An 18,595-nucleotide genomic window follows, 5' to 3' on the forward strand; every position below is an offset into this window, starting at 1 on the left:
GAGTATACGCTCTGCCTACTCATCAAGATCGCCTTGGCGATCAGACACGGTCTTGGCTTTTGACGCGGTAGCTATTTGTCTCGGGGATCGTATATGGATATGATTGAGCGGGTAGCACGCCTATGCACCGGACGCCTTACGTTGAGCTGTACGCGAAACTAGGGCATCGTTCATCGACAACAGACGAGCAACTGTCCGCCTGTCGAGGTAACGAGCAGGCTGATGGACAAAAGTGAGTAGGCTTCTAGCGGTTTACCATGCGCCATCAGGGTACTTATACCCCGGTACCGTTTGTTACCACGGCGAGTAGCACGTAACGTCCACCGCCGGGCTGGACGCAGACGTTCCGACCAGACCAACTGCCCGCTGCGAACGAGGCTGCGAATCAACTTTAATACAGTCGTTCAGTGGCAATTTGGTTGTCCAAGCCTGTTGCGATCCCAGGCATCGCCTTTGTTATCTGTGTCGGCCTACCGTTTGCGAGCAGCGATACGCTGCACGTAGAAAGGTAACTACCATGTCAATTCAGTACCCTCCAATTGTTCGGGCAGGCAATCATTGCGTTCCTCCGGGGGTAAATGACACCAGCGCCAACAGAAGCATTGCGCATTTCGACTACGATGATCTCGACGTTAGCTTCGACCCAAACCTTGAGACGCTATGGACCTATATGGATCAGCGCGTTCGACCGAGTTTTAATCCAACCCTGCTTGCCCAATTTGACCAATGGCAAACCGATATCGCGATAGCCAGGGCATCGGGAGCGGTACCGTTAAGGTATCTCGTGCTGGGTTCGCGCTTTCCCGGCGTGTTCTCCCTTGGTGGAGATCTGGATCTGTTTGAGGCACATATTCGTGCGCGGGATCAAGCAGCGTTGGTTCGGTACGGACGGGCCTGTGTGCGCATTCTTCATCGCAACATGCTCAGTCTTGACCTGCCCATCGTAACGATCGCGCTGGTGGAGGGGGACGCCTTGGGAGGCGGGTTCGAGGCCTTGTTATCGTTCAACGTCGTCATTGCCGAGCGTGGGACCCAGTTTAGCTTGCCCGAGACCGCCTTCGGCCTGTTTCCAGGCATGGGTGCCCACTGCTTCCTGTCTCGCCGACTAGGGGCTGCGCGAGCCGAACAGATGATCCTGAGCGGTCGATCCTATTCAGCTGAAGAGCTGTACGATCTCGGGATCGTCCACGGTCTTGCGGACCGCGGAAATGGACGCGCGGAAGTAGAGCGGTACGTGCGACAAAACCGACGGCGTCATAGCGGACATTGTGCCATTTATGAAGCATCGCGCTCCGTAAACCCGCTGTCGCTGGGCGAGTTGGAGGCAGTTGTGGATCTTTGGGCAGATGCTGCACTGCGTCTCAGCGAGACCGACTTGAAGCTCATGCGGCGGCTAGTTGCTGCCCAGACCAGACTTCTTAACAAGCCGCCCCATGCCTAAGTTGGGTTAGCGCCCGGAGACGCCCGGCAGCTGGTGTTGGGGGTCTCACCGGCAAGCATGGTCGTAACCATGCTTGCCGGTATCGGACGGCTCAGCCAGTATCCCTGCACCGCATCGCATCGTGTCCGACGAAGCTGTGCAAGCTGGGCGGCCGTCTCGACCCCTTCTGCTATGGTACGCATTCCGAGCTTGGCGGCAAGGTCGATCACCGCTTGTACAATCGCTACCGACGCTGGGCTTTGATCGAGATCGGCAATGAAGGAGCGGTCGATCTTGAGCGTTTGAAACGGAAATTTGGAAAGGTAGCTTAGCGAGGAATATCCCGTGCCAAAATCATCAAGCGTAGTTTGAACGTGCAGAAGGTTGATAGCCTGCAATGCTGCAAGCGAGCCATCGATGTCTTCGAGAAGCACCGATTCCGTGACCTCAAGTTCCAGCCGCTCGGCGGCTAGGCCGCTTGCCGCCAGGGCATTCACAATGACACCTCGCAGATTGGCGGAACGCAACTGGATCGGGGATAGGTTTACCGCAATCGTCACACAGTTGGGCCACTGGCTTGCGGTGCGACACGCTTCTTGAATTACCCAGCCGCCAATTTGGACGATGAACCCATTACCTTCGGCGATCGGAATAAACTCGCCCGGTGACACCTCCCCGTATCTACGGTTGTTCCAGCGCAGCAAGGCTTCGCAGGACTGAACCCCTCTGCCATTCAGGTCGAAGATCGGCTGGAATACGAGATAAAACTCGCCGCGACCTAGAGCACCTTGCATCTCGGTCGCCAAGTCACGGGCACGCTCTATCTTTTCGTCCATTACGGGTTCGTAAAAACGCATAACGCCCCGTCCGCTGTCTTTGGCTCGGTAAAGAGCGAGATCCGCGTTTTTCAGAAGCGTGTCCGCGTCTATCCCGTCCGCTGGGGCAATGGCGATACCGATGGAAGCACTGACGTTCAAATCTCGGGCATCATGATGCACGGGAGACTCTACGAGATCAAGAATGCGACGGCCAATGGCGATTGCCTCTTCCTTGTCGCGGATCGCCCATATAACAGCAAATTCGTCACCCCCCAATCGCGCCACTATTCCATCTATACCAAAGGCCTCGTCCAACCGTCTGGCAATGCCTGACAAGAGTGCGTTACCGGCCAGATGTCCAAAGCTGTCGTTAATTTCCTTGAACTTGTCGAGATCGAGCCAATAGATGGCCAAGCCTTTGCGCTCGCTTTCTTCCGACCAAGTCAGCGCTTCCAGTTGAGCCTCGTAGCGTTCGCGAAAGGCAGTGCGATTGGCCACTCCGGTCAAGTCATCTCGCCGTGCCACTGCAGCATGATGCTCTGCCAATGCGGTCTTTTCCGTCGAAGCCACCGTGGCGCGCAGAATGACGCCGTAGGTCTGAAGCGTGATGTCCATCATTGCCACGACGAAGAACAGGATGACGACGGCAAGAACCGCTTTCAACGGTTCGAACGTCAGGCACAGGCCCAGAGCAAGTGGTACTGCGGCCAAGCACAACTGGGACAACGCGATCCAGGGGCGACCGGCATTGCGCCCTGCGATTCCAGCCGCATATCCAACCGCCGTCGTCACTGCGAGCAGCTGCAGCTCCCCGTCTTCGGTCCCGATCAGCGTCAGGAAGCCGAAGGTGCCGAGAAGGCCCGAGTATGCCAGGGCACCAAAGCGATATATTAGTTCTTGCCGCTTGCCGCCGAAGCAGCTTGCGCGATCCTTGCTGAGCATGGGAAGAAACCGCAATGCATCAACGATGCGAATGCCTGCAACAACCAGAATTGCCAACGCACAAGCCAACATTGCGGCGCGACCGCTTATCATAGCAACCAATACGACAATTACGCTGCTTGTCACCGCGCCAATCACCAGCGACTGCGGAGATGCGTACAGCGACTGAGTCAGCGTTTCCCGCACATGCGCGGCAACCGCCTGATCCGAATGGCGCAATCGTCTTAGACGCGAAATCAACCCTGCCATTCGGTTCCACATCACGCCAATAGGTTAAAATGGGGCAAAGGCTCAAACTGTCTAGCCAATCACACGATCCACCGGATGCTTCCCCGGGTCTGAAATGCAGGCAGTCGCATTTTCAGGGCATATCTCCACTTGATTGGAGTACTCTTTCAATTCGAAGATCGTAACCAAGAGCGTTCTCGTGTCGCCTACGTTCTTGGTCAGATCACGCGGCAAAAACGGCCATCTATGACTGCAACCGAACGGTCCGAGCGTTCGGTACTAAAGGGCATCGCATAGCGCGTGTCCCAGACGACATAAGATGGCTAAACCTTCATCAATTTAGGCTTTCTTCCGTCATGAATACCAACTTTAAAGCAGTCCTATCATACACCAACAGGTACGCCGCTAGGGATGGCAATTAATACCGAAAACACCGGTGCCGAGCATTTCCTATACAAAGCACGATTTGTACAATTCGAGTACTGAAGTGGACAGGGGCACTCGGCCTCCTATAGCCTTTCTTAAATCAGGTAATTACGGTTGGAGACTTTCGCCCGGTGTGGCGGGTAATGCCGGCAAGGTCATCTGCAGCGGCTACGAGATCGGCTAGCGCCACCGAAGTCTCGGCATTCAGTATCCCGTCTGGTCCCTCGAAGCGCTCCAGGTAGACGCGCAAAGTGGCCCCGCTGGTGCCGGTGCCAGATAGACGGAACACGATACGTGCGCCACTTTCAAAAAGCAGCCGTAGCCCTTGATTGCGACTAAGCGAACCATCAACCGGGTCAAGATATTCGAACTCGTCCGCTTTGACGACGGTAAGACCTTTCATCTTGCGGCCAGGTAGGGTCGGCAGAGCGGCGCGCAACTCGTTGATGAGTTGCTCCGCTGCCGCGCTTTCCAGCCCCTCATAATCGTGTCGCGCATAATAGTTACGCCCAAATCGCGCCCAGTGGCCGGCCATGATTTCGGCCACGCTCTGGCGCCTCACCGCCAGAATATTGAGCCAAAGGAGTACTGCCCACAACCCGTCCTTCTCGCGGACATGGTCCGAACCGGTACCGGCACTTTCCTCGCCGCAGATTGTCGCCATGTTCGCATCCAGCAGATTGCCGAAAAACTTCCAGCCGGTCGGCGTCTCATGCAGCGGTAAACCGAGGGCGTGCGCCACCTGATCAACGGCGCCGCTGGTTGGCATCGAGCGGGCGACGCCCTTGAGGCCACCGGCATAGCCGGGGGCGAGGTGGGCGTTTGCGGCGAGCGCCGCCAGCGAATCCGATGGCGTCACGAAGATGTTGCGGCCAAGGATCAGGTTCCGGTCGCCGTCCCCATCCGAGGCTGCTCCAAAGTCGGGCGCATCGGCACCGAACATTCGTGCGAACAGCTCGTGCGCATGGACCATGTTTGGATCGGGATGATGACCGCCAAAGTCTGGCAGCGGCGTGCCATTCACAACCGTGCCAGCCGGCGCGCCGAGGCAACGCTCCAGAATTTGATGCGCATATGGACCGGTGACAGCGTGCATCGCATCAAAGCGAATGCGGAAGCCGCCAGCGATCAATTTGCGGATCGCGTCGAAGTCGAACAGCTGCTCCATTAGTTTGACATAGTCGGTGACTGGATCGATCACTGCGACGGTCATTTCCGCCACCTTTGTTTCTCCGAGCTGCTCGAGATCGACGTCGGGGGTATCCACGGTCACGTATTGGTCGATGATCATCGATCGGGCGTAGATGGCGTCGGTAATTTTCTCCGGTGCCGGACCGCCGTTGCCGATATTGTACTTGATGCCGAAATCCTCGTCCACGCCGCCAGGATTATGGCTGGCGGAGAGTATGAGGCCACCGAACGCCCCATATTTGCGGATGACATTACTCGCCGCAGGCGTAGAAAGGATGCCGCCAATGCCCACAAGCACCCGGCCAAATCCGTTGGCAGCCGCCATCCGGATCGTCGTCTGGATCACTTCGCGGTTGAGATACCGGCCGTCTCCGCCCACAACCAACGTCTGGCCTCCGAAGTCGCCGATTACGTCGAACACGGATTGCAGGAAATTTTCGGCATAATGTGGTTGCTGGAACACTCGCACCTTTTTGCGCAAGCCAGAGGTACCGGGTTTTTGGTCGAGAAACGGGGTAGTGGTGATCGTCAGGGTCATCACGCCATCCTGCCACACTGAAACGTTAGGTAAAGGCGTCATCGAGCTGCACAGAAGAATTAACAAGCCGCAGATGTGCACGAAGGTCGCTTATCGTCCTACACCGCCTCAGTGGGATGGGTCGTTACCATGCGACAATGACTTCAGGCTCATTAATTCAATCGATTGGTGAGAGGCGGCGTGACCGAAAGGATGCGCAGGCAAAGCGTTGCCGGTTTGGCTGCCGGCGGCTCGCAATCATAAGTAACCAAGAGCAGAGCCAGTTGTAACGTTGCGTCACACGTATGATTGTTGCATAGAAGATGGACTCTGATACCGTATGTCGACGCATTAGCTCCTGCATGTTGGCGCTCCCACAACGTTCCACGGTCCGCGCCAGCTAAGAATATAAACTGCGAAGCTAGCTCATCAGCGGCATGAAACGGGAAGCAGGTCACCGTAGCTATCAGCCCATCTTAGGAACTGCACCGTAGCGATCGCGCCTATCGTCTCATAGGGTCTTCAGGTTAAGCGGCTAATAGATTTCGGACTTCGTTTTCTAAAGTCCGTAAAGTGAACGGTTTCTGTAGAAAGCGGTCTGCAAGCCCTGCGCGTTGGATGCTTTCCCCAGTATAGCCTGAAATGATAATCGTCCGAAGGTGGGGGCGGTCGGCAAGCGCTTTTCGAACTAAGTCGAAACCATTTATAGCCCCAGGCATTCTGACGTCTGTCACAATCAGGTCGATGCGAGTCACGCCTTGCAGGATCTTGAATGCGTCATCGCCGCTGGCTGCGAGGATTACCTCGTAGCCCACGGTCTCTAGTTGATCCCCGATCAACGTTCGTATCCTTTCCTCGTCATCTACGACGAGGATAACCCAACGGTCACGAGACATCATCTGAGTTCCCAACGTTTTTTAAAATACATACTGAACCAAGGATGGTGAGCATGGCTAGTGGCAAACTGTTGATCGTAGATGACAATGCGCTAGTCCGCCAGATGATAGCTAGTCTTGCGCGCGAACTAGGCTTGTTCGTCATTGAGGCAGCTTCAATCGACGCTGCACAGGCACCGCTTGCCGACGGCGATATCGATATGCTGCTTTGTGATGATGACTTGGGCAATGGTCGGTCAGGTATGGAATTCATAGCAAGTGACTCAGCGAGGATGCCGGCGACCGTCGTGCTGATGTCGGGTAATCCTAAGCCCGATACACTGCCAGATGGCATACGGTACCTCTGTAAGCCATTTACAATCGGGCAACTAGAAGGGGAGTTATTGGCTTAAAGACCGATAAACCAGACGTTACCCAAAATTAGCTTTGCGTCACGGACGTCCGATTTGGGTGGAAAGCCGCCCGTCCGCTTTGGGGCGAACCACGGCATAACCGGACGTTCGTTCATACGGCGTGGCAGGGGTGGCTAAACGCTTATCGGTGGTGGAAAGCGGAACGGCCGCTTTCGGGCGGCGATCGCAGAAAGCAGCCGTTCGTTCAGGCAGCTAGGCAGGGGGCTACATCGCCATTTCTGGGTGGGAAGCGGAACGGCGGCGTTGGGGTAGGGGGATGCGTGCCCGACCGTTCGTTCACCTGCGGCACAACGGAAGGAACGCAAATCTCGGCTGGCCACCACCGTTAAACTGGCAGCACCGATCTGAGTAATCGTCGGCGCGGTCGAAACTGCACCGTCGGGGCGCGGGCGCCGACGCGCAAATCTCAACCGCCCTCATTCGGCACAACAACCCGCGTAGTTGCCCTCTACGCCGAGAGCATCTTCCGATCGGTGAAGGTGAGGATCGTCATGACCTCGCTGTCTGGCAGGAAGAAGCTCTGCTCCTGAAGCATGAGCCCACTCGCCTCGTTGCAGTCGAACCAGGCCTTCGCTTTTACTGACCTCGGCGTCGAGGTCTCTTTCTTCGCCCCGAACATCATGTCGAAAGCCGAGCTCTCCGGGGATGCCTCGTCGCGTGGAAACCACTTGGTCGGAATGCTGGGCGACGACCTGAACCACTTGCGTCGAGAGCGCCCGCTGCACACCATCATGATCGGATACCGGTCGAGATCGACGATCTTCCGCAAGGTCGCGGTCCTGCTCGTTCCGAACTCGCCTGCCACCTCGTCTAGGGACTTGATGGACAACCTGCCGACACCCTCCAGCAAGGGAGCCAGAATGTAGCGCGGCAGAACAAGATCAGACGCGTATTCATCCGCGACGCGCTCGGCATGGTTCGCCGTGCGCGTCGAGGCACCGCCAATGTCCTCTGGTCGGCATACCAGGCATCGGCCACGATGGTGGCACCAGTGGCCGATCTCGTGAGCGATCGAGAACCTCTGCCGAGTCGGCGGCATCCTGTTGTCGACCGTAATGATTGCGCGGCCGGCCCTACCCACGATGCGCGCCTCGCAGGTGTTCAGCCTTCGCAACCGGATCTTCGCCCCCAACTCCCATGCGATGGCCTCAAGGTCGATCTCATTCGGACGTCGGATCCCGAAGCTGCGCAGCAGTCTCTCGGGGTGGGTGTAGGAGAGGTTCAAGCCTCGTCCCCTTCTTCCTTCCAGCGACGCAACTCGTCGAGATCCTCCTCAATGCCCTTCTGGTCGGCCTCGTAGCTCGCGCTGCCCTTGCGCGCGGCGAGCGTGAGCCGCCTGTCGAAGTCGGAATCGTTGGCGCGCGTCTGCCGCAGCGCGTCGGCTCCATGGATCGACCCCACGAGCCGGGGGCGTCGCGCGTCCTTCGCCGCAGCCGCCTTCGCACGCGCCAGCCTCTCACGTCCCACCTCGGCGATTGCCGCAGCGATGGTGGACTTCACCGACGCGATATCCCCGGGGGTGGTGAACTCCATCACTTCCTCAGGCGACATCGTCAGGAATTCCTCGATCACGACCTGTTGCAGCCGCCCGAGCTTCCCCTCGTCATCCATCTCACGTCCCTTGTTCATACGGGCGCACCGTCCGGGAACGCCCTGCGAAGGCGGTTCGCCAAACGTCTACGCGCGGCCGCCAGCCCCTTAGTGTCCGTCTCCAAGAGTTCCTCTAGCTGCCTACCCAGCAGTCCGTCACAAAGACCCATGACTAGGAGCTGCAACTCTTCGTCGTCGGCCACAGTGGCGTCGACCAGCTCCAAGCACTTCCCGTGGAAGATCCGCGCCAGAGCCTGCTCCTCGGGGGAAACAGCGTCATCCGCCACGTCGAACCCACCATCGTTGGCAGCGATCGGAATGGAAGTGACGCCCTCTTCAAGGTTCTGCCTGCGCCTGCGATATGAGGTCGAGGCGATGCTTTTCATCGTCTGGATGGTGAAGCTCACGATGTCCACGTCGACTGGGCATGTCCGTTTCGTCACCATCCGGTGGACTGCTTCGTGCAGCAGATCCTTCGGCTCCATGTCGGCGGTTCGAGCCAGCCCCCTGCTGATGCCGTCCAGTCTGGCGACATCGAGTTCGCCTAGGGCGGACAGGCCTGCGACCACCTCGTCGAAAGTGTAGTTCCGGACGGTGGATGTCCTGTCGGGTTCCAGATCCTCGTCTTCCGCGATCACCGAGATCTCCTGCGCTCTCGCTTGGTAGTGCGCACCAGCGCCAATATTCGGACGTGCTCCGCAGAAAAAATCTTGGCGTCCGAACCGCTGATCATCCGCGCACTTCAAGGTGATGGCAGCAGGTCCGGCCGCTGCCAATACCTCAAGGCCGGGGCTCATATGGAGTGCAAGATGGCGGACATGGCCCGAAGTCACGACAAGTTTCAATTCACCGTTGACGGTGCCCCCCACGGCACCAACGACGAGACTATAGACGGCAGCCAGATCCGCGAGACCGCGGGCCTGACGCCGGCGAGCGACTTCGTCCTCATCCAGATCGACGGTGGCATCGCCTTCTCGATCGGCATCGAGAGGGATGTCACGTTCGAACGCGGGAAGGTTTCGACCTTCCTCTCCTTCCGCAGCGACCGCATCTACAACTTCACGGTCAACGAGCGGGGCTGGGAATGGGGCGCGCCGGCGATCCTGGCGGCCGACATCTTCCGCCACGGCGGCATCGACGACGGGCTTGAGCTGATCCTCGACAGCGCGGGCGACACCCCCGTGGCGCCGGACGGCGAGGTGCGGCTGGACGGCGAAGGCGTCGAACGGATCCGCAGCCGAGAGCCGAAGACGGTAACCATCAAGGTGAACGGGCGTTCGCGGACGGTGGAGAAGAAGCCGCACAGCTACCGCGAGATCGCGAAGATCGCCTATCCCGACGCCGATTTCGAGAACTTCAATTACACCATCACCTACCTCCACGGCGTCCATGGCGCCGAGGGCGATCTCGTCGAAGGTGAGACCATTCAGGTGAGAAAGGGGATGGTCTTCAATGTCCGCCGCTCTGATAAGTCTTGATCCGCATCTGAAGCGCCTCGTGGACGAGGGGTTCGAGATTGAGGTGCGCAACAGTCACCTCATCGTTCGCAACGTGGCCTACGTCACCGCCGATAGGTCCTTGGCAAGGGGCGCACTCACGTGCGCCCTGACGCTGGACGCCACGGGGCTCACCGCGACGCCCCAACCGGACCACACCATGTACTTCGTGGGATCCGCGCCCTGCCACCGGACCGGCGATCCGATGGCGAACATCATCAACAATTCGTGCTCGCAGACGTTCGGCCACATGCAGGTCGACCACTACCTGTCCTGCAAGCCCGAGATCACCCTTCGGTACGAGAACATTTACGACAAGGTGGTCGCCTACGAGGGGTTTATCGGATCCGCCGCGCGATCCCTAGACCGGACGGCGAACGCCAGGACCAACACTGGGGCGATGGTCGCATCCGACGACAGCCCGTTTGCGATACCGGACTCGGCGTCCGCGCGATACGGAGTCGGTGCCATGAACCGTAAGCTGATGGGGCGGGTGGCCATCATCGGTCTCGGCGGGACCGGTTCCTTCGTGCTTGATCTGCTGGCGAAGACCTGGGTCACCGAGATCCACCTGTATGACGGCGACCAGATCCTGAACCATAACCTGTTCCGGTCGCCCGGGGCACCGGAGATGGATCTGCTGAAGGGTTTCCCCTTTAAGGTGAACTACTATGCGCAGATCTACGGACGTCTGCACCGGGGCATCACCCCCCATTCCGTCAAGGTGACCGTAGCCAACGTCGGCGATCTCGCCAATTTCGACTTCGTCTTCGTGTGCGTCGACAAGGGGCACGCTCGGCGTGAGATTGCCGAAGGCCTTCACCAGCTGAGGATCCCGTTCGTAGACACCGGCATCGGCGTCGGGCTCGAGGAGGATGCGATGGACGGCTGCGCGCGAGCAACGTTCATCCGGCCCGGCACGCCTTGGCCAGAGGTGAAGAAGCTGCTCCCCTTCGGTGACGACAGCGAAGAGGACGACGTCTACCGGACGGACATCCAGATCGCCGCCGTAAACTCGCTCAACGCGAACATGGCCATCCTGCGCTGGCAGCGCTGGGCGAACTACTTCCGCGACGAGCGGAACGAGATGAACGCCGTCTACATGATCGAGGGCAACAGCATCTCGAACCGGGGTGGCCGATGAGCCGGGTGGACAGGCTAAAGACGGTCTTTGTGGACGAAATTCCCGAGACTTTGGAGGATGGCGTCCTGTACGTATCGCCGGATTGCCACGTTGCCCTCCACAACTGCGCGTGCGGGTGCGGCGAGGAGGTATCCACGCCGCTGGTCGACACCGAATATACGCTCACCATGCACGAGGGGCAGGCGTCGGTCTGGCCCTCGATAGGCAACCACGACTTCGCCTGCGCGTCCCACTACATCATTAAGCGCGGTAACATCGTATGGGCGGGCCGTATGTCCCGCCGCGCCATCAAGGCAGGCCGCGCGGATGACCGCCGGCTCAAGAGGCCGCCGGCCCCGACGCCCGTCGCCGTTCCGACCGCACGGCCGGCCGTTACCGGTGGATACATCCGAACGGCTGCCGCCTGGATCCGGGAAATCTGGAGACGGCTGTTCGGATGAGCCAGCGCCGCCGTCTCGATCACGTTCGAGACGGCGGCGAAATCCGCCTTGTCCGGTCGACGGGCGGCCGCCGATCGCAGTCTCTATCCAGCCGGCGCGTTGGGATGTGGGTATCGCCGAGAATATCGTCTCCAGCAGGTCGAGCAGCGTGATCGAATGGAGGTTTGTTGAAGCAATCTGCCAGGAACCGGCGTGTCCTTTTACGGCCCGTCTGCCAATGCAGCGTCGTTTGAATGAGCACCCGCTTCCGGGGAGCAGGTACCGAACGCTGTACGGCCAATTATGGGTCGCCCCTGCAGTATGGAAGGGCGGCCGTTCTCGACCAGGGCCAGTCGTTCAGACCAGCTACCGCGAACGTCTGCTACTGACAGAAGCTGCCTATGGATCGCTCCGTCGCAGACCGTCAGGAAGGCGGCTCAAGGTCGGCCACTCGATCTAAAGCGAGAAAGACCAGAAAGCGGCCGTTGGTTCTTTGCCGCTAAATTGCAGGCGCGAGCGCTTGAACCTATTCGACGGGAATAGGCACCAGATCGAGTGCACCCCATCCGCGCATCCGCAGCTGCCTGAACTCATGGTTGCCGAGGTCGATCTCAAGCTCTGACGTAAATGGGGCGAGGTAGGTGCTGGCGTCGAAGCGATTGAAGCCTATCCCCGCTTGCTTCATCGCCCTGAAGACCTTGCACACCGCCGAAACGAAGATCGGTATCAGATCGAGATACGTCTGGTCGTCAGGAAATCGGTGCCGGTCGCGGAACCGGCGGATCGCCGGAAGCGCGAGCTGCCGGTCGATCAAATCGAACCTGCCGGCGATCTTCGCCATGCTCGCTCCGGTGTCGAGATAAGGTGAAGCACGGGACGGGTCGAGGCGCGAATCCATGTCGTCCAACCGAACATGATGGGACATCCAAACTGGCGCGCCATGAAGCGTCGGGTGACTTGCAAGCAGAAACGACGCGCCCAGCCAGCGATCTACGCCACCCTCATCAAGATGAAGGCGTCGCCTGAGACTTCGAAACAGCGGGTGGTCGCGATGATGTTGCGCGTTTCGTATCGCGATGATCAGCGCGGTGTCGCCATGATCAAAGTATGCGAAGAGCGTCTTCGATACGTCGTACAGCGAATGGAAGGCTTCGAGCTTCGTCTCGAAGGCGCGATCGAGATTGTCGATCGCCTCCTCGGGATCGATCTTGAACAGATCGGCGAAGCGAAGATGCGACTCGACATAGAGCCTCATGGTGTTTGCAAGCGTGCTGACCGCATCCTCGACTATGGTGCTGCTATGCAAAGTTGTGTCTCGCTGCCGTGAAAATGCAGGAAGCGATACGAGATCCGCGCGAAGCTGTCTCTCTGCGATGTCGGTCAGGCAAACTTTGAACGTCGGGTTCTGACAGAAGGTGCCTTTCGACATATTGCGAGCGACCGTCGGGAATGTCCTACTATCGTCCGGCGGCAGGAGACCAAAATGCGTCGTTATAGATTTTGTTTTTGAACGGCAGCTTCCGCAAGAAGCAGTCATCCGCTCGGCGCGACGCCGCCGAATGATCACGACAATTTTGCGAAAGCTCGCGTGTTGTCGGTCACTCAACCGGTGACCAAGGTCTGCGACGCGAAGAGTCCAAAGCAGTCAAAACTTACCCGATTTTATGGCGACGATCGCAGGATTGAGATACAGTCTTCGATAGGGGAAAATTGGGGGGAAGAGGCTTGATTACAGTAATTGAGATCGCCGGCGAAGCGACCTATCCGGCCGGCGGCGAGCGGCTGACGGATCTGAAAAAGATCAACTATCTATTCGGCCACAACGGTTGCGGGAAGACAACGATCTCGCGGGCCGTGAACGACGCCGCGTCCCGTGCCGGTTTCACAGTGACATGGGCGAACGGGCGCACGCTTGAGGCGCTCGTCTACAACAGGGACTTCGCCGAGCACAATTTCGGCGAGCAGATGCCCGGCATTTTCACGCTGGGTGAAGAGTCAACGCAAGCTGCTGCCGACATCACGCGCCTGTCGCAGGAGATCGAGGCCCTCGACCGCCAGCTGGCCGGACTTCGAGTGCAGCTCCAAGGCGACGACGGCAATAGCGGACGCCAGGGAGAACTCGCTGCGGCACGGACTGCGCTGGAGCACGCCTGCTGGAAGTCCCAGCAGGACCACAAAGACAAATTCGAGGCTGCATTCACGGGCCACCGAGGTGGTCGAGCGGCCTTCTGCGACAAGGTGTTGCGGGAGGCGGCTGTCGAGGGCGTCGATCTAAAGACGCTCGAAGAGCTAACTGCCCAAGCCGAGACGGTCTTCCAGTTGGCCGCACCAGTGGAGGCGTCGATCTCCGCGATCTCCTTCGATCGACTGGCGGCATTCGATGGAGCGGCGATCTTGGCCCGCCAAGTGGTCGGTCGCGACGACGTTGTCGTGGCCGAGTTAATCCACCGACTCGGAAACAGCGACTGGGTCAAGCAGGGCGTGGGATACCTCGACGCAGCGGCCGGGAAATGCCCCTTCTGCCAGCAGCCCACGCCGCCTGACCTGACCGGGGACCTGAACGAGTTCTTCGACGAGCACTATCTGAGGGACGTGGAGGAGATTGCGGGCCTTAAGCGCGACTACGCGGCAGCCGTCGATACGGTCTGCGCGCGGATCGATGCAATGCTGTCTGCTCCGAGCAGGTTCATCGACACTTCGATCCTCGAAGAACACTACACTGCATTGAAGGCGGTGCTGGCGCTGAACCAGAGCCGTATCGATGCCAAGCAGCGCGAACCTAGCAATGTGGTTGAGCTAGAGCCGACGTCTACACTGTCAGCTGTGATATCCGCGATGATGACGGCGGCCAACGAGGCGGCTGAGCGATATAACGAGACCATTCGTGATCTTGGCAACGCGAAGCGCGCGCTGATCGCAGAAGTCTGGCGGTTTGTCGTGGAGGAGCGCCGGACCGACCTCGACACCTTCACGACGGCCACCACCGGCATTCAACGCACGATCACAGGCCTCCAGACAAGCATCATCGACAAGGCGGCGCGCAGGACTGAGAAGGACCGGGAACGCAGGCAGATCGAAGAATCAATCACCAGCGTCCGGCCTACGGTCGACAACATTAACCGCATCCTTGCCTCATTCGGGTTCTCGAACTTCAACCTTGAGGTCGCGGGCGAACGCAACGACATGTACCGGATCGTGCGGCTCGACGGCACCGACGCCGCCCGCACGCTTAGCGAGGGTGAGCGCTCGTTCATCACATTCCTGTATTTCTACCATCGCTTGGCCGGCAGCACATCAAGCACCAACACCACGGCCGAACGAATCGTCGTGTTCGACGATCCGGTGTCCAGTCTCGATGCCGACGTGCTGTTCATCGTCAGCGCGCTGATCCGAAAGGTGATTTCCGACACCTCGGATGACCGTGGAAACATCAAGCAGGTGTTTGTGCTCACGCACAACATCTACTTCCACAAGGAGGTCAGTTACGACCGTCGTCGACCACTCACAGGCGTGCGCGCCTTCGAGACCTTCTGGATAGTCCGTAAGCGCGACAACGTCTCGTCGCTCCATCGCTACGAGCAGAATCCAGTGAAGACCTCCTACGAACTGTTGTGGGAGGAGGTTCGAAATCCTAACCGAGCGAACCTGACGATCCAGAACACGATGCGCAGGATCGTCGAGAACTACCTTATCGTGCTGGGCGGTCTCAAGCAGGACGAGGTCGTTGCGAAGTTCGAGGGACGCGATTCCCAGATCTGCGCATCGCTGTTCTCCTGGATTAACGACGGCTCCCACAGCGCCCACGACGACATCTACATCGCCATCGATGAGAACGCGGTGGAGGGGTATCTGCGCGTGTTCGAGCAGGTGTTTGAAAAGACCGGCCAGGGTGCGCACTTTCGCATGATGATGCGCGTCGCTGACGACGACGGTGACGCAACTCCCGCCGAGAACGCGATGGCCGCCGCACCGACGGAGCAATTCGCGGAGTGAAAACAAAGTCGGCCGGCGCAGATGCACAGATCACGATCGACAAGGCTTGGTGGGAGCATCTGACGCCAACGCCGATGCACAAGCTGCGCAGCCAGGTCGAGCGGCGGCTTCGGGCTTGGTGCAAGACGGACTATGGCGCGCACTGGTTGAGTAGCGCGCGGGAGCCTAGTGGTGTGATCCGCGTGAAGGCTGGGCAGGCGATACCCGACTTCCACATGGTGGTCATGCGGAATGGCCCCAGCTTCGTCGCCCCGCAGAAGAAGATGCGCCCCGGACATCGATACGTATCTGTTGGAAGCGAAGGCTATCGATCCGGTAGACTGCCGGAGGCCGACGAACTCATCGTCTCACCGGTCATCAGGATCGATTGGGTCGCGGATCCGGCGTTCCTGGATGCCGCCCGACGGTTCGATATCAAGATGCCTTCGTCCGCCATCGGCGAGCCTAGCTTGCTGTTCTCGGCCCCCGCTCACTTGCTCCTATTTCCATCCGGCTGGCCTAAAAAATCGTTCGTGCTCTACCAGCACATCTTAGGCGACGGCGGGTCGTATCCAGTCGACGGCTACTTCTACGTCGGCATCACGACGCGCAGCTGGAAGACGCGTTGGGCAGAGCATCGGCGAGCAATGCGCAAGGGCAGCAACTTGCTGTTCCACCGTAAGCTGAGAGAGGAGTTGGAAGCTAAGCGTGTCACTTATATCCACCACAAGGTGATGGCCGTCACGACCGACGTGGACGCGCTATACACGTCGGAAGAGGCGCTGGTGCGAGGGCATTGGAAGGATGCCAGGCGCCTTAACATGATCCCCGGAGGTCGAGCCGGATACCGTTATCTGCGGCACGCTGGTTTGATGGGCACCGCAGCCAAGGAACTGCCGGACTATCGCGACTCTGCAGTGTTGGCTTGCGTGGATAAGAATCCAGACCATACCTTTCCAGAAATCTGAACTACGCAAGTCGTTCAATCGAAGATCCCGGGGTTCCGGACGAAGCTGCGCCTCAATCTTTAACGGGGAGGCAATTTGATCAGGTCATAGCGCGCTGTTTTGGGTCGTTGACCCAAGCCGGCTATCTTCAGGTCAGGAAGGTGCGTGATCCCTGATCCTGTGACCGGCCGATCAGTTCAACCTCATGCGCAAGCGAGTGACTTCGCTTTTAAAGTCTTCCTTATTCTACGACGGGCCCTGATGTTGTAGGCCAACTCAAACCGCTTTGGAAGAACGGCGAGCGGGTTGTCGAGAAAGCCGGCCTTCCGATTAAGTTCGGCAAGGCTGTCACGGAACTATTGCAATTGGGTGACGACTATCTCGAGTCGTCCTCAAACCTGCCTGTCAGCTATCAGCCCCGGCCTTCTCTTTTAGGAGCGTGAGAGCTACACTGATGAAGGTCGGGTTCTGTCAGGACCGGACGACCGAGCTGATCAGCGGGAACGGCCGCTTTGTCCCACTCTTTGCCAATTTCGCCATCGCTGGTCGAGGCGTCAGGCGCATATGAATGGGTGTCCGAAGTTGGGGAGCGCGAACGACCGCTGAATGTCGTGTTGTGGGTCATCTGAGCATCAAACGGGATCGCTAGCGTAATCTGCAGCCGGGAAAACCTGTGCGAGAGCCAAGCCTGCAATACGTGCAGTTGCAAGAAGCTGATCCAGCCCATGCCCATTGCGCGCCTTGGCGGAGAGTCCCGACATGGTCGTGCTGACGAAGTCGGTCAGGCGCCGGGCATCTTCCGGATGGCGGGCAGCGATATAGTCGCGAATCACGGCTTCGGCGGCAAGGCTGATCTCACAGGCAGCTTCGCGCGCGTCGCCATCCTTCGCGCGGATGCCCTCCACCACCATGCATCCGCTCGCCATTGGGTCGGCGGTATAATAGCGGGCGGCCTCCTCGAGCACCGCTGCGAGGCAGGCGCCCACGGGCCGGTCGTCCCGCAGCAGATTGGCGAAGGGAATGGCGCTGGTCGCGTTATAACGATCGAGTACGCGGGCGTAGAGACCGGCCTTGCTGCCGAAGGCGGCGTAAAAACTTGGTGGGTTTATCCCAAGCGCGGTGGTGATGTCCGAGACGCTGACCGCGTCATAGCCATGCGCATGGAAAAGCTGCTGCGCGGTACCAATTGCTTCTTCGGGATCGAAGCGTCGGGGCCGACCCCGTGCCCGGGATTTATCTGTAGTCATCATTACAAAACACCTTGACGAGTCTAATCGAGCATTTATGTAGCGAGCCATACATTAATTCTCAAGGATGCACATCATGGCCCCGTTTCAAGCAAAGTCCGTTCTTGTACTGGGGGGTAGTCGCGGTATCGGCGCAGCGATCGTCCGGCGCTTTGCCGCGGAAGGTGCATCCGTAATCTTTACCTATGCGGGGTCTCTAGCGGCCGCGGAGCGGCTTGCGGCAGAGACCGGGGGCAAAGCGGTGCAAACCGACAGCGCTGACCGCGACGCGGTGATCGCGCGCGTGCGGGACAGCGGGCCGCTCGACATTTTGGTCGTGAATTCCGGGTTCGCAATCTTCGGCGATGCGCTCGATCAGGACCCGGACGAAATCGATCGGCTGTTCCGCGTGAATGTCCACGCGCCCTATCACGCCTCCGTCGAAGCGGCGCGGCAGATGCCCGATGGCGGACGGATCATCGTCATCGGCTCCGTCAACGGTGATCGGATGCCGGTGCCCGGCATGGCGTCCTACGCGCTCAGCAAATCTGCGCTGCAAGGGATGGCGCGAGGGCTTGCCCGCGATTTCGGGCCACGCGGCATCACGATCAACATCGTGCAACCAGGGCCGATCGACACCGATGCCAACCCTGAAAACGGTCCAATGAAGGATCTGATGCACAGCTTCATGGCGATCAAGCGCCACGGACGGCCGGAAGAAGTCGCGGGGATGGTTGCATGGTTGGCGGGGCCGGAGGCGGGCTTCGTTACCGGTGGGATGCATACGATCGACGGCGCGTTCGGCGCTTGAACCCAAATGACGACGGTGGCGCGGGCGAGGTTGGTAGCACCATCGCTCGCGTCGTGACCGTTAGCGAAAGCTGTTACGCGTCATCATCAGCAATTGACGATCTACGCTCCTTAACGAAGGTTTGGTTTTGGGAGGCGGC

16 protein-coding genes are annotated in these 18,595 nt (G+C 59.0%); 8 read left to right on the forward strand and 8 right to left on the reverse strand.

Translation table 11 applies throughout. The features are described from left to right. Positions 1-517 precede the first annotated feature (517 nt). Positions 518-1,441 carry a crotonase/enoyl-CoA hydratase family protein gene (locus ABIC17_RS16500; RefSeq protein ID WP_354283623.1) on the forward strand — a complete coding sequence of 308 codons (924 nt, stop codon included), beginning with the start codon at positions 518-520 and terminating at the stop codon, positions 1,439-1,441. Here ABIC17_RS16500 and ABIC17_RS16505 read toward each other — a convergent pair. The 3 genes from ABIC17_RS16505 to ABIC17_RS16515 all read right to left on the reverse strand — a co-directional run bounded on the left by ABIC17_RS16505 (position 1,438) and on the right by ABIC17_RS16515 (position 6,441). Continuing rightward, complete coding sequence (locus ABIC17_RS16505) at positions 1,438-3,429, reverse strand: putative bifunctional diguanylate cyclase/phosphodiesterase (protein ID WP_354283625.1); 1,992 nt, start codon at positions 3,427-3,429, stop codon at positions 1,438-1,440. The genes ABIC17_RS16500 and ABIC17_RS16505 overlap by 4 nt on opposite strands. A 505-nt stretch (positions 3,430-3,934) precedes the next feature. Then, positions 3,935-5,563, reverse strand: coding sequence for an alpha-D-glucose phosphate-specific phosphoglucomutase (locus ABIC17_RS16510; RefSeq protein WP_354283627.1), 1,629 nt, complete (start codon positions 5,561-5,563; stop codon positions 3,935-3,937). Positions 5,564-6,069: 506 nt separating this feature from the next. Then, complete coding sequence (locus ABIC17_RS16515; RefSeq protein WP_354283629.1) at positions 6,070-6,441, reverse strand: response regulator; 372 nt, start codon at positions 6,439-6,441, stop codon at positions 6,070-6,072. Positions 6,442-6,491: 50 nt separating this feature from the next. On the opposite strand from ABIC17_RS16515, the gene ABIC17_RS16520 reads away from it, so the two are divergent. Further along, the gene (locus ABIC17_RS16520; protein ID WP_354283631.1) at positions 6,492-6,830 is read left to right on the forward strand and encodes a response regulator; all 339 of its coding nucleotides are present in this window, start codon (positions 6,492-6,494) and stop codon (positions 6,828-6,830) included. A 469-nt stretch (positions 6,831-7,299) separates the two neighbouring features. On the opposite strand, the gene ABIC17_RS16525 is transcribed toward ABIC17_RS16520, so the two are convergent. Genes ABIC17_RS16525 through ABIC17_RS16535 form a run of 3 tightly spaced genes read right to left on the reverse strand, consistent with a single transcriptional unit; the run spans position 7,300 to position 9,079 of the window. After that, positions 7,300-8,076, reverse strand: a complete 777-nt coding sequence (locus ABIC17_RS16525; RefSeq protein WP_354283632.1) for an ImmA/IrrE family metallo-endopeptidase — start codon at positions 8,074-8,076, stop codon at positions 7,300-7,302. After that, positions 8,073-8,480 carry a hypothetical protein gene (locus tag ABIC17_RS16530; RefSeq protein WP_354283634.1) on the reverse strand — a complete coding sequence of 136 codons (408 nt, stop codon included), beginning with the start codon at positions 8,478-8,480 and terminating at the stop codon, positions 8,073-8,075. Before ABIC17_RS16530 ends, ABIC17_RS16525 begins: the two co-directional genes overlap by 4 nt. Beyond that, complete coding sequence (locus tag ABIC17_RS16535) at positions 8,477-9,079, reverse strand: hypothetical protein (RefSeq protein ID WP_354283636.1); 603 nt, start codon at positions 9,077-9,079, stop codon at positions 8,477-8,479. The genes ABIC17_RS16530 and ABIC17_RS16535 overlap by 4 nt, the downstream gene beginning before the upstream one ends. A gap of 171 nt (positions 9,080-9,250) precedes the next feature. On the opposite strand from ABIC17_RS16535, the gene ABIC17_RS16540 reads away from it, so the two are divergent. Genes ABIC17_RS16540 through ABIC17_RS16550 form a run of 3 tightly spaced genes read left to right on the forward strand, consistent with a single transcriptional unit; the run spans position 9,251 to position 11,521 of the window. Next, positions 9,251-9,919: a multiubiquitin domain-containing protein gene (locus tag ABIC17_RS16540; protein WP_354283638.1), complete on the forward strand. Its 669-nt coding sequence runs from the start codon at positions 9,251-9,253 to the stop codon at positions 9,917-9,919. Continuing rightward, complete coding sequence (locus ABIC17_RS16545) at positions 9,894-11,081, forward strand: ThiF family adenylyltransferase (RefSeq protein WP_354283640.1); 1,188 nt, start codon at positions 9,894-9,896, stop codon at positions 11,079-11,081. The genes ABIC17_RS16540 and ABIC17_RS16545 overlap by 26 nt, the downstream gene beginning before the upstream one ends. Continuing rightward, positions 11,078-11,521, forward strand: coding sequence for a ubiquitination-like system serine protease family protein (locus ABIC17_RS16550; protein ID WP_354283642.1), 444 nt, complete (start codon positions 11,078-11,080; stop codon positions 11,519-11,521). The genes ABIC17_RS16545 and ABIC17_RS16550 overlap by 4 nt, the downstream gene beginning before the upstream one ends. Before the next feature lie 505 nt (positions 11,522-12,026). Here ABIC17_RS16550 and ABIC17_RS16555 read toward each other — a convergent pair. Continuing rightward, positions 12,027-12,929, reverse strand: a complete 903-nt coding sequence (locus ABIC17_RS16555) for a hypothetical protein (RefSeq protein ID WP_354283644.1) — start codon at positions 12,927-12,929, stop codon at positions 12,027-12,029. Between the two features lie 296 nt (positions 12,930-13,225). Here ABIC17_RS16555 and ABIC17_RS16560 point away from each other — a divergent pair, with 296 nt between their 5' ends. Together ABIC17_RS16560 and ABIC17_RS16565 are read left to right on the forward strand one after the other, a co-directional pair. Further along, positions 13,226-15,493: an AAA family ATPase gene (locus ABIC17_RS16560; protein ID WP_354283646.1), complete on the forward strand. Its 2,268-nt coding sequence runs from the start codon at positions 13,226-13,228 to the stop codon at positions 15,491-15,493. Beyond that, positions 15,490-16,440: a GIY-YIG nuclease family protein gene (locus tag ABIC17_RS16565; protein WP_354283648.1), complete on the forward strand. Its 951-nt coding sequence runs from the start codon at positions 15,490-15,492 to the stop codon at positions 16,438-16,440. The genes ABIC17_RS16560 and ABIC17_RS16565 overlap by 4 nt, the downstream gene beginning before the upstream one ends. 611 nt (positions 16,441-17,051) lie before the next feature. On the opposite strand, the gene ABIC17_RS16570 is transcribed toward ABIC17_RS16565, so the two are convergent. Continuing rightward, positions 17,052-17,669, reverse strand: a complete 618-nt coding sequence (locus ABIC17_RS16570; protein WP_242140830.1) for a TetR/AcrR family transcriptional regulator — start codon at positions 17,667-17,669, stop codon at positions 17,052-17,054. 73 nt (positions 17,670-17,742) lie between these two features. Between ABIC17_RS16570 and bdcA the strand changes: the two genes are divergently transcribed. Beyond that, positions 17,743-18,456 carry an SDR family oxidoreductase gene (bdcA, locus tag ABIC17_RS16575; protein WP_354283651.1) on the forward strand — a complete coding sequence of 238 codons (714 nt, stop codon included), beginning with the start codon at positions 17,743-17,745 and terminating at the stop codon, positions 18,454-18,456. Positions 18,457-18,595: the final 139 nt, after the last annotated feature.

Source organism: Sphingomonas sp. PvP056 (genome assembly GCF_040549155.1).
Lineage (GTDB): Bacteria > Pseudomonadota > Alphaproteobacteria > Sphingomonadales > Sphingomonadaceae > Sphingomonas.